This is a genomic window from Arcicella rigui (genome assembly GCF_034929435.1).
Classification (GTDB): Bacteria; Bacteroidota; Bacteroidia; order Cytophagales; family Spirosomataceae; genus Arcicella; species Arcicella rigui.
The window spans coordinates 190761-203470 of record NZ_JAYFUM010000008.1 but is presented as its reverse complement, the minus strand read 5'-3'; the positions used below and the strand labels follow the sequence as shown (position 1 = coordinate 203470).

Here is a 12710-nt window from a genome sequence, read left to right as displayed (position 1 = left end):
CTTGCTTATTCAAACGAATAGGCAAGCCTTTATTTCCCAGATGAAACGTTTAGATAAATAGAATCAAGAATTCTTACGAAAGTTTTATAATCTTCGTCCGATAAATCGCCCCAACCTTGTCGGCGTACTTCTACGACAATGGGATATGTTTCTTCAAATTTTTCACGACCAGCGTCAGTGAGTATAATGTTGAAGCGTCTGCGGTCATTTACTGCCATTTTACGTTCAGCCAGTCCTTTTTTGACCAATAAATCAATAATTCTGGTAACAGTCGGAGCATCCTTAACGGTCATTTCTGCCAGTTCATTTTGGCTAATTCCTTCTGTTTCATGTCTTTTCAAGTGGTCGAGCAAAACCCATTGGTCAACAGTTAAATCAATATTTGAAGCATCTAATTTTTTTTGAAGATTTTGACGAATCTTTTTGATGGTGGTGTCTATTTTGAAAAAATACGCTCTATTATCAGCAGGATTTGTCGTCATAAATATTGAATAAAAAATGTTAAGTACATTAGTTGTTTTAGCAATTGTTAGTATTCAAATTTACAACAAAAAAAATCAAAAAATTAGATTCTCTCTTCTCTATATTTTATGTGGGGTTTTAGTTTTTGCGATACTTGCTTGGTAAAAACGATACATAAAATCATAAATCAATAATTCATGGAATCTTTGATTATCAGCGATGGCTCTATTGATAGAAAGATGGATTTGCGATGATACAAAAGCCAATAATTCCCTATCATTTTTTTGTACTTTTATTTGCTCGATACTCTTGGCGGTTTGAGTCGATTTGAATGCTAAAATCTCAGAGAAAACTTGGTGTTCTGCTGAATTGTTATCTAAAATGGACTCAATATTTTTTCTATTTTCTCTGAAACGTTTGTCAATTTGGAGTTTTAATGATTTATCTACTTTAAATTCTTGGCTAAAACTTTCTTTCAAAAACTTCATTAAGTCCAATTTTTGAAGTAAAGTAAAACCAAAGTCATCCAGAAAAGTATCAATAAGTTGTATCGCAAATTGCCAGCGAAGATGCTCTCGCTCGTCGCCCCAACTTTGCTCAAGCATACTGATAACCGCCAAACTATCTTGAAAGAAAATATCTTCGGCATACTCAATCGCTTCAATGCCGTAGCGTTCAATTTCTCTTTGATAAGTATCAAATTGTGTTTTCCAGATAATATTTTCTTGTTCAAAAGCTTCGATACTTTCTTTTAAAGCTAAGATTACTTTTCCAATTTCTGTTTGATTGACGAGATGCAATCTCAAACGAATGTGTTTTTCAGGGTCGAGGTAGCGAATGAAAAACCATTTATCTATCAGATTTTCTTCTAATAAATTTTCTAAAACAGGTTTGATGCTTTGTGCTAAAATATCATCAGCCGTTTTTGTGCCAGCGTAAAATTTGAGATAAATCCATTCCGAACCTAATGAAAAATTTCTTTCAACAGAAGTTTCTGTACTGTTAGTTTTATCAAAAACTTTTCCTTCATAAACTGTTTTTTTATTCAGCAAAGACGCAATAAACTGATTACAAAAAGGCATTCCCTGTTCGTCTCGAATGATTGCTTTTTCTGGGAAGAACAAGTACTCTTTTAGCTCAATTTTTTCACGATTTTTAATGGCATCCAACCAAGTTTGAATACTCAAAAGATTGTCGGAATCAACCAATAATTCATTGTCAAAGTCAGCTAAAACAAAGCGTTTGGGAAGATTCCATTTTTCTTTAAATTTCTCAAAATCAGCTATTAAACTTTCTTTTTTGCTGCTTAGAAGATGTCTGAAATCTTCTTTTTCAAAGTGCCAAGTAGCGGCTTCTAAAATGATTTTTTTATAAGTAAGTCTGGGTGAAAATTTAATTTTTGGGACAATATTTTGCCAATTAAATTTCAATTGACAGTTTAATCCTTGTTGCTGTAAATCACATAAAAAATGATAAATCGGTAAAGTATCAGCAGAGTAATTATGAGCATTACTAAGTCGTGGAATGATTTCTTTATTGAGTTTTTTTGAACGTAAAACAATGCGATTTTCGATGCTATCTACCGATACTAAAATGTCGTCTAAAGTAATTTGTTGCTTTTTAGGTAGCGAAGATTTTGCCAAATAAGGAATCTCAAAAGACCAAAAAGCAGGATGTAAAAGGATATTCCCAATTCTATTTTCTGGTAAATGAATTACTTCAGCGAAAACAACATTAGGGTTTAAGGCTTGTTCTTTCTGGGTAATTTCATTTACCAAAGCTTTTACATTTTCGTCGGCATGAGCGAATCTTCCCAAAGCACTTACGGCATTTGAACCGCCAACATTTTCGAGATAAATCGCCAAATTTTCATCACCTGTCAATCTGAAACTCAATGAAATTGAAGTGGGTGTTTTGATATTTTTTTGTGCAAAAGCTCTCAGCGTTTTTTCGGATAAACTTACTTCATAGCTATTTTTTTTGAAAGCGTTCAGCCATTCTTGCAATAAGTACTGTTGAAATGGGTTTAGTGACCAAGAAATACTTTGATTCTCATCTTGGGAAAATACAAAACCATCAGCCAAAGGAGTATTATGTTTTTTTCCCGTTTCACCATAGCCGATTCCCGTTTCTGTGTCTAATGCCAATAAAATAGGTACTTCTTGGTTTTGGTATCGTTGCGTAAATTTTTGGATAAAATGCTCTTGGTTTTTATTTGGAGTGGCTTCACTCAAAGGAATCAACAACTCCAATATTTCTTGTAATTGTTCTTGTAATTCAATTTGAAGTGTATTTTGCTGAAAAACTTTTACCAAATCTGTTTGAAACAATTTTCCTTCATCAATCGGAATTGTAAATTGCTCAAGGGTTTTGATAATCTTTTGATAAGCATTAATCTCATTAATTTTTTGATTATCAATTGTTTGTAATTGTGCCATGATACTTTCGAGAATACTTGAAAATGTATCATCAGCTTCTATTTTCTTTAAAGTATTAATTACATCTTGAACAAATGAAGTACTGGTGATGGCAGGTTCGAGCTCATGAATCATCAATTGAGCATCAATTAATTGAACAATAAAATCTTCGGCTTCTTCTTCTGTAATGTCCTCATCAATCAATTGCGGAATAATTTCTTCAATTTTAGCTCCATTTTTACAAGCCTCCAATACCAAAGCAATGTACTCTGAATACTCAAAAGCTGAAAGTTGATGCGTTCTTTTTCCATCTAAATACTTATATTCAACATAGCGAATTTCTGAACCAATTTGATAAATACTTGAGTTGGGAAAGAAAAGTAATTGCTTTTTAATAGCTGGAATTTCTGCCAAAAACTGGGCTAAAGCTCCTGCAAAGTGCATATCCAAACGAGTACTTCTCTGTATATCGGTACTTAGTATCAATTCCGTTTTTTCATCCCAATTCACTACGGCACAGCCTGCAAACATCCCAAAAGGCGTACATCTGCTACTCATTCGACTGTAATACTTCGTTAGCGAAAAAATGATTTTTTGTACTTTTTTAGGGTCGTTGATAGCACCTTGTTCCCACAATTTTGCTTCATGAAAAAGTAGGGGAGAAGCCAAGTAAAGAGCCTCCGCAAAGGGCGGATGTGCCATCATGTTTTTTAGAAACGATTCCGAAATATTATCAGCAAAGGGTAGGGCGGGAGTTCTGACAATCAGTTTTTTCAGAAATTGATATGTATTCGACATTAATTGAGACGCTAATTGGTTTGACGGTTTTCCAAAATTAACCTTTAAAGCGGAAAATTGTATCTTTAAATGTTGGGTTTCCATGATTTTCTATTCATGATGAGCCTAAAACACTTAACATCAGTTATGTTTATGAGTTTACTCATAAATACCCAAGCCTTTCAAAAGTATCTTGTGGTTGTAAATTTTTAAAAGTATATTTAAGTATTGTCCTCAGTATTTTTCACTTCTAATTTACGATTCACGCAAGCTTCCCTAAATTATTGAAAATATGCAAGCAAATAATTTTGATGTTAGAGGTTTAACTTCAGAACAAGTACAAAAAGCCAGAGATAAGTACGGAATCAATCAGCTAAAGTACAAACAAGTAAATGGTATTTGGCACGACATCGTAAGTTTGGCACAAGAACCGATGATTATTTTGCTGTTGGTAGCAGCGGCTATTTATTTAATCGGTGGCAATATTGGTGATGCTATTTTTCTGGCTTTCGCCATCGTTTTTGAAGTAGCGATTTCATTGTATCAAGATTCCAGAAGTCGAGATGCTTTAAGCAAATTGAAGGAGTTTTCGCAGCCTAATTGTAAAGTCATTCGTGACGGTGAAGTACAAGAAATTAAAAGTGAAGAATTAGTCATTGGCGACAGCGTGATGCTTGAAGAAGGTTCTTCGATTCCGGCCGATGCTGAAATCGTTTATTCCAATGATTTTTCGGTAAACGAATCTATTTTAACAGGAGAATCTTTGGCAGTATTAAAGTTTTCCTTGAAAGAAAACAATCAGATTTTTAAAGGAACAGCCGTGGCAAGTGGCATGGCAATAGCAACGGTAACAGCGATAGGAAACGAAACCAAGCTTGGGAAAATCGGGAAAAGTTTGGAAAGTATCGAAGAAGAAAAAACACCTTTAGAATTACAAATCAACAATTTTGTAAAGAAAATGGTGATTATCGGTGCGGTTGTTTTCATTATTGTTTGGCTGATAAATTACCTGCACACACATTCGGTTTTAGATAGTTTGCTAAAATCGCTAACGCTTGCGATGAGTATCATGCCAGAAGAAATTCCTGTGGCTTTTACTACTTTCATGGCTTTGGGGGCTTGGCGTTTAATGAAACTGGGCATTGTAGTGAAGCAAATGAAAACCGTTGAAACCTTGGGAAGTGCTACGGTAATTTGTACTGATAAAACAGGCACGATAACTGAAAACAAAATGACTTTGGCTAAACTGTTTGTACTCAGTACGCAAAAAACTTCTAATCCTGATGATAACGACCAGTTGAACGACGAGGAAAGAGACCTGATAAGTGTAGCAATGTGGGCAAGTGAACCTATTCCCTTCGACCCAATGGAAATAGCTTTACACGATGCTTATACCAAATTGATTGATAATGATATTCGCCCACAATTTCAATTAATTCATGAATATCCTTTAGGAGGCAAACCGCCGATGATGACCCACATTCATCAAGACCAATCGGGTAAGCGTATTATTGCCGCCAAAGGAGCTTTAGAAGCCATGATAGAAGCTTCTAATCCCTTGAATCATGAGGAAAAACAACAACTTGAGCAAGCCGTTGAAAATTTCTCGAAAGAAGGTTATCGAATTTTAGGCGTAGCCGAAGCAGATTTTATTGGTGATGACTTTCCAGAAGCTCAACAAGATTTCCCTTTTACTTTGAAAGGAATTGTTGCATTTTACGACCCACCGAAAGCCAACATCGAAAAAGTATTGAATGATTTTTACAAAGCAGGCATTACCGTAAAAATTGTTACGGGCGACAATGCAGCTACAACTGCTGCCATTGCCAAACAAATTGGTTTCAAAGGCTATGATAAAAGTATTACAGGCGATGAATTGATGAAACTTTCTGATGAAGACTTGCAAAAAGAAGTAAGCAAGATTCAAGTATTTACTCGGATGTATCCAGAAGCGAAGCTTAGAATTATCAATGCTCTGAAAAAGAACAACGAAATTGTAGCCATGACTGGCGATGGCGTAAATGACGGCCCAGCCTTGAAAGCTGCTCACATCGGTATTGCAATGGGCAAAAAAGGTACTGAAATTGCTAAAGAAGCGGCATCTTTGATTTTGTTGGAAGACGATTTATCGAAAATGGTAGAAGCAGTGGCAATGGGCAGAAAAATCTATACAAATCTCAAAAAAGCCATTCAGTACATCATTTCAATTCATATTCCTATCATCCTTACGGTGTTTATTCCTTTGGCTTTGGGCTGGTTGTACCCGAATATTTTTTCACCAGTTCATGTAATTTTCTTAGAATTAATCATGGGGCCTACTTGTTCGATTATTTATGAAAACGAACCACTTGAAAAAAATCTGATGACCAAAAAGCCTCGTCCTGTAACCGATACTTTTTTTAGTTGGAAAGAACTCGCTACCAGTATTGTTCAAGGTTTAGTCATTACTTTAGGAACGCTTTCGGTGTATCAATATGCTGTTGCTCAAGGTTTTGATGAAGCCATTACTCGAACGATGGTTTTCACCGTACTGATAGCAGCTAATATTTTATTGACTTTGGTGAACCGTTCTTTTTACTATTCAATTTTTACAACGATTCAATATAAAAATAATTTAGTGGTTTTAATCATCGGTTTAACGATGCTTTTGATGGCAATACTTCTTTTTGTTGAGCCTTTAACACATTTTTTTGGTTTTGAAATGTTGAATCTAAGCCAAATTTCGATAGCTATACTAACAGGATTTGTGAGTGTAATTTGGTATGAAGTAGTGAAAGGAATAAAACGTTTGAAGTAAACTTGAGAAGTTCATAAACAAAAAAGCTACTGTGTGAACAGTAGCTTTTTTGTTTTTTCTATTTGAAAAATGATGTCAATATAATTTGAATGATGAGTGATTTAAACTGAAGTTTAAATCACTCATCATTCAAAACTCAAAATACCTCATTCAAATTATCCAACTGAACCTTCTAATGAAACAGCTAAAAGTTTTTGAGCTTCCACTGCAAATTCCATTGGTAATTGGTTCAATACTTCTTTAGCATAACCGTTTACAATTAAAGCAACGGCTGCTTCGGTAGAAATACCACGTTGGTTACAGTAGAACAATTGGTCTTCACCAATTTTAGAAGTAGTAGCTTCATGTTCTACGGTAGCAGTTTTATTTTTTACTTCAATGTATGGGAAAGTATGAGCTCCGCAACGGTCGCCCATCAGCAAAGAATCACATTGCGAGAAGTTACGAGCGTTGTCAGCACGTTTCATTACTTCTACTAATCCACGATATGAATTCTGAGATTTTCCTGCTGAAATACCTTTAGAAACAATTCTTGACTTGGTATTTTTCCCAATATGCACCATTTTAGTACCTGTATCGGCTTGTTGCATATTGTTGGTAACAGCTACTGAATAAAATTCTCCGATTGAATTATCTCCCTTCAAAATTACAGAAGGATATTTCCAAGTAATTGCTGAACCAGTTTCTACTTGTGTCCAAGAAATTTTAGAATTTGCACCGTCACAAATACCACGTTTTGTTACGAAGTTATAAATTCCGCCTTTTCCTTCTTTATCGCCCGGATACCAGTTTTGTACTGTTGAATACTTCACTTCTGCATCTGCATGAGCAAAAATTTCAACTACCGCTGCGTGTAATTGGTTTTCGTCACGCTGAGGGGCAGTACAACCTTCTAAGTAACTTACATAAGAACCTTCGTCAGCTACAATCAAAGTACGTTCAAACTGACCAGTACCTGCGGCATTGATACGGAAATAAGTAGAAAGTTCCATTGGGCAACGAACACCCTTTGGAATATAACAGAAAGAACCATCAGTAAATACAGCGGCGTTGAGGGCTGAAAAGAAATTATCTTTTACTGGCACAACTGAACCTAAGTATTTTTTAATTAATTCTGGATGTTCTTGAATTGCTTCAGACATCGAGCAGAAGATGATTCCTCTTTTTGCTAAATCTGCTTTGAAAGTAGTTGCTACCGAAACCGAGTCAATAACGGCATCAACTGCCACGTTTGACAAACGTTTTTGTTCGTTTAATGAAATACCTAATTTCTCGAAAGTACGACGCAACTCTGGGTCAATATCATCTAAAGATTCTAATACTTTCGCTTGTTTAGGAGCTGAATAATATTTTATTGCTTGATAATCAACAGGTTGGTAATGAACATTCGACCACTTCGGTTCTTCCATCGTCACCCAAGTACGATAAGCACTTAGGCGTAAATCTAACATCCATTCTGGTTCGTTTTTCTTTTTAGAAATGAGTCGAATCACATCTTCGCTCAAACCTGCTGGTACTTCGTCTGTCTCGAAATGACTTTCAAAACCATATTTGTACTCCGAGGAGGTTACTTCCTCTAATATATCAATTTCTTCTTTTGCCATTGCTTTAAGTAGTAATTATCTTACAAAAATAAACCAAAAACTTGAAGAAAAGTTCTGTTGTTTAGAATTTTTCTAAAAAGGGTACACAAATCTTCAATGATTGAGGCTTCTGCCAAGCTCAGATTTTACTATTTTATTCCAAAAGGAACAGAACGGTTTACAGTTTCTTCTAATGAAATAAATGTTTCCGTTCTCTGAATCCCCTGTACTTTCTGAATTTTATCATGTAGTACTTCTCTCAAGTGAACAGTATCTCTACAAACAATTTTGGCAAAAATGGAATAAATCCCCGTTGTATAATTAATACTCACCACTTCTGGAATTTTCATTAAATGTTCCGCTACTTCTGCGTACAGCGAACTTTTATCTAAATAAATCCCCAAAAATGCAGAAATATCCCAGCCTAACTTTGTATGGTCAATTACTAATTGCGAACCCTTTACTATACCCGCCTGTTCCATTTTTCCCATTCTAACATGAACAGTACCGCCAGAAACATTAATTTTTTTACCAATTTCTGTATATGGAGTAGTAGCATCAAGCATCAAAAGCCCTAAAATTTTCAAATCTGTTTCATCAATTTCTACATTTTTTTCCATGTCATAAGTATTTAAACTCAATAAAGATTTAAATTTTTTCAAAAAAAGATACTTTTAAAAAGTAATTATTAACAATATTGTAATATTAATAACGTGAAATTAAAAATAATGTAAATTTTTAGTTTTTTTTATGTAAAATTTGCAAAACATTTTAAAACCTTATAACTTTGCATTGTCAAGTTGAAAGAAACACAATGACAACCACACTGTAGGGTGATGAAATTTGGCAGACGTACCCTCCTGTCTCGGGGGTGGTGAACATGAAATAAAGTAAGTGTAATGCCCATCGCAAGATGGACTGGGGTTGACCACCAGACTTTGTACTTTACCTAATCACACCGTGGAGGTTCGAATCCTTCTCCTACAGCCAATTATTTGATTTTTTTGAGAATAAATTGCTTGTTGAAGCGAAAATTATTATTACCTTTATTCTCAGATTATCAAATTGACTACAAGATATCAAGTAGTTTTATTTGGTTTTTAGTTTGTTGATGAAGTGTAATTCAAAAAAGCAGTCTTTGTAAGTCTGCTTTTTTTGTTTTTTATATTACCTCAAAACAATTTTTTTAAAAGTGACTGATAAAAAACTAAGGAGTTTTCTCTAAGTATTTGCTATCAATCACTTTTGGGGTTTTTCGGGTTTAATCACGCTTTCTGTAAGCTCTTCCGTACTTCTTTTTCATTTCTTCAGCGTGATTTCTTCTTACATTCACTTTTTTATTTTTTTCTGATTTCTCATGAAAGGCAGCTCCAGCGTCTTCTCTTTTTGGTGCTTTCACTTGAATCGTTTTCATGGCTACTCGCTCTACTTCTTCAGGCAAAATTTTTGTTGAAAGTTCTACTTCTTCGGGTAAAGCAAGCAATGGAATCTGATAATTCATCAAATTTTCGATGGTATTGAGGTATTCCTTTTCTTTTTCAATAACAAACGAAATCGCTATGCCTTTTCTTTCTTTTCGCCCTGTTCTTCCTATTCTGTGAATATAATTTTGTGGAGTTTCGGGTAAATCGAAATTAATTACATGACTAACTTCTGCTACATCCAAACCTCTGGCAATTATATCGGTAGCAATGAGTACTCTGCATTCGCCTGAATGAAATTTATTTACACTGTCAAAACGGTGTTTTTGAGCTTTATTCGAGTGAATGACGGCAATTGTGTCATTTTGTTCTGGATTCATTTGCTCGTACAAAACATCTGCTAAGTGTTTGGTTGATACAAAAACCAATACTTTGCTCATGCTTTCATCCTTTTCCAAGAGTAAATTCAAGAAATTAACTTTGGTGAAAAAATTCGGTACTTCGTAGTAAGATTGACTGATATTTTCGAGTGGAGTACCAACTGGTGTAGCTTCAACTCTTATTGGACTATTGAAATAGTCTTCAATTAATTGTTCTACTTCTTCGTTGAGTGTAGCAGAGAAAAGTAAATTTTGTCTTCGCTGAGGCAATCTTTCAAAAACGTGTTTCAATTGAGCTCTGAATCCGAGATTTAACATTTCATCAAATTCATCAATTACTAATTTTTTTACAGATTTGCCAGAAAAAGCACCTACCGAGATTAAATCCACTAATCTGCCGGGAGTTGCTACTAAAATATCTGCTCCTTCTAATAAATCTGCTACTTGTTGTTTGGTATTTACGCCACCATATACGCCCAAAACTTTATAACTCATGTAAGTCAAGAGTTTTTGAGCTTCTTCAACAATTTGAACAACCAATTCACGAGTTGGCACAATGATGACTAATTGTGGTTCTCTTTCTTTAGAAAACTTCATTTGGCGAATACAAGGCAATAAATAAGCGTAGGTTTTGCCTGTACCTGTTTGTGCAATTCCGCAAACATCTTTCCCCGACATTACCACAGAAAATACTTTTTCTTGGATAGCCGTTGGTGAAGTAAAGCCCAAATCGTCGAGGGCGTTTAATAACTGTTTATTTAAATTTAATTCTTCAAAAGTCATAATTCATCTTAATTATTCTACAAAGGTAGTTTGAAACTTTATGAAAGATAAATTAAAGGAGAAATATCGTATTGAGCTTTCGGCGTTTAACAAGATTTTTATTTACTTTACGCTGAGGAGTATGTGAAAAATAACAGTCCTTATCGGAAAATTCACAATTCATCACTCATAACTCTTACTTACTAAAGCAAAAAGTCCTCAATTAATTAAAATTGAGGACTTTTTGCTTATTCTAATTGTTTTCTGAAATCCAAAATCAGACATCAGAAATCAAAAATCTATTTCAAATCACCTTTTTTCAAAGCATCAACTGCGAAAGCTGCGGCTCTTGCAGTAAGTGCCATGTAGGTAAGTGAAGGGTTTACGCAAGAAGCAGAAGTCATAGCAGCACCATCTGTAACGAATACGTTTTCAGCACCCCAAACTTGGTTATTTTTATTTAAAACAGAGTTTTTAGCATCTGTACCCATACGAGCAGTACCCATTTCGTGAATACCGATACCCAAGTGTTTAGATTGGTCGTCGTAAGGACTAACGTTTTTGAAACCAGCTCTTTCCAACATTTCTGCGGCGTCGTTTTTCATATCAACACGCATTTTCAATTCGTTGTCACCATAAGCAGCGTCAAAAACAAATAATGGCATACCCCATTTGTCTTTTTGGTTAGGGTCAAGTGTCATTCTGTTTTCTGGATTTGGAATTACTTCACCAAAACCACCGATATTGAATGTCCATTTGCCCGGATAGCTTAATGAATCTTTGAATTCAGCACCAACACCAATTTCGCCAGCACCACGTCCCCAATCTTCACGAGAACCGCCACCTTGATAACCGAATCCACGAACATAATCACGTTTGTCAGAACCCCAGTTACGGTATCTTGGAATGTAAATACCATTTGCACGACGACCGTAGTAATAATCGTCTTCCATTCCTTCAAATTCACCAGAAGCACCTACTGCCAAGTGGTGGTCCATGATGTTACGTCCTAATTGGTCTGATTCGTTACCCAAACCATTTGGATGGCGTTTTGATTTTGAATTTAGAAGAATACCTGTTGATGGGAATGCAGAAGCATTTAAGAAAATGATTTTTGCAAAGTACTCAATAGATTGTAAAGTATTTTGGTCAACTACTCTTACACCTACGGCTTTACCTAAATTATCGTCAAAGATTATTTCTTGAACGATAGCGTCTGGACGAAGTGTAAGATTTCCAGTTTTTACAGCAGCAGGAAGTGTTGAAGACTGAGTTGAGAAATACCCACCATAAGGACAGCCCATCATACAACGGTTACGGAATTGGCACTGCGAACGACCCAAATCATAAGCAATTTTAGATTCACCTGTTAAGTGTGCAGTACGTCCCATAATTACGTGACGAGTACCAAATTCTTTTTCAATTCTTTTTTTGAATTCCTTTTCCAAGGCATTCATATTCATTGCTGGCAAGTAAAAATCACTGTGCGGCAATACGTCTAAATTATCTTTATTTCCGCTGATACCTGCAAATTTCTCAACGTGGTCGTACCAAGGAGCTAAATCTTTGTAACGAATAGGCCAGTCTGTACCAATACCTTCTTTAGCGTTTGCTTCAAAGTCGGCTTCATTCCAACGATATGACTGACGACCCCACATAACAGAACGTCCGCCAACGTGGTATCCACGAATCCAGTCGATTGGCTTTTTCTCGATAATTGGATTGTCTTTATCGTTTTCAAACATATCTCTCCAAGGTTCATTTACTGTATAACCAGTACGAACGCCAATGAAATATTCTTCAGCCGATTTGTTATCAACTCTACCACGGTGAGGGAATTCCCACGGAGCTTTGGTAGCGTTGTGATAATCCTGAATATGTTTGAGGTCACGACCTCTTTCGAGCATGATAACTTTTAAACCTTTTTCTGTTAATTCTTTGGCAGCCCAACCGCCTGATATTCCTGAGCCAACAACGATGGCATCGTAGGTATTTGCTTTAGTTCCTTTTCCTGTAATTTCCACTTTCGTATGAATTTGTAATTGAGTGAATGATGAATTAGTGATTTTGATAAGTAAGCGATACTTAATTCACTAATACGGTTTTGTAAA

7 protein-coding genes are annotated in these 12710 nt (G+C 35.4%); 1 reads left to right on the top strand and 6 read right to left on the bottom strand.

Going from position 1 to position 12710, the window contains the following annotated elements:
• Positions 1–29: 29 nt before the first annotated feature.
• Both VB248_RS08455 and VB248_RS08450 read right to left on the bottom strand, forming a co-directional pair.
• Positions 30–482 carry a MarR family winged helix-turn-helix transcriptional regulator gene (locus VB248_RS08455; protein WP_323296321.1) on the bottom strand — a complete coding sequence of 151 codons (453 nt, stop codon included), beginning with the start codon at positions 480–482 and terminating at the stop codon, positions 30–32.
• Positions 483–581: 99 nt separating this feature from the next.
• Positions 582–3677, bottom strand: coding sequence for a lantibiotic dehydratase (locus VB248_RS08450; protein WP_323296320.1), 3096 nt, complete (start codon positions 3675–3677; stop codon positions 582–584).
• 271 nt (positions 3678–3948) lie between these two features.
• Between VB248_RS08450 and VB248_RS08445 the strand changes: the two genes are divergently transcribed.
• A complete protein-coding gene (locus VB248_RS08445) occupies positions 3949–6453 on the top strand; it encodes a cation-translocating P-type ATPase (RefSeq protein WP_323296319.1) in 2505 nt (834 codons plus the stop codon).
• Positions 6454–6608: 155 nt separating this feature from the next.
• Here VB248_RS08445 and sufB read toward each other — a convergent pair whose 3' ends face one another.
• The 4 genes from sufB to VB248_RS08425 form a co-directional block, all read right to left on the bottom strand.
• Positions 6609–8057: a Fe-S cluster assembly protein SufB gene (gene sufB / locus VB248_RS08440; protein WP_323296318.1), complete on the bottom strand. Its 1449-nt coding sequence runs from the start codon at positions 8055–8057 to the stop codon at positions 6609–6611.
• Between the two features lie 128 nt (positions 8058–8185).
• Positions 8186–8656 carry an Lrp/AsnC ligand binding domain-containing protein gene (locus tag VB248_RS08435; RefSeq protein WP_323296393.1) on the bottom strand — a complete coding sequence of 157 codons (471 nt, stop codon included), beginning with the start codon at positions 8654–8656 and terminating at the stop codon, positions 8186–8188.
• 641 nt (positions 8657–9297) lie between these two features.
• Entirely contained in the window at positions 9298–10620 is a 1323-nt protein-coding gene (locus VB248_RS08430) for a DEAD/DEAH box helicase (protein ID WP_323296317.1), read from the bottom strand.
• A 278-nt stretch (positions 10621–10898) separates the two neighbouring features.
• Entirely contained in the window at positions 10899–12623 is a 1725-nt protein-coding gene (locus tag VB248_RS08425; protein ID WP_323296316.1) for a GMC family oxidoreductase, read from the bottom strand.
• Positions 12624–12710 lie beyond the last annotated feature (87 nt).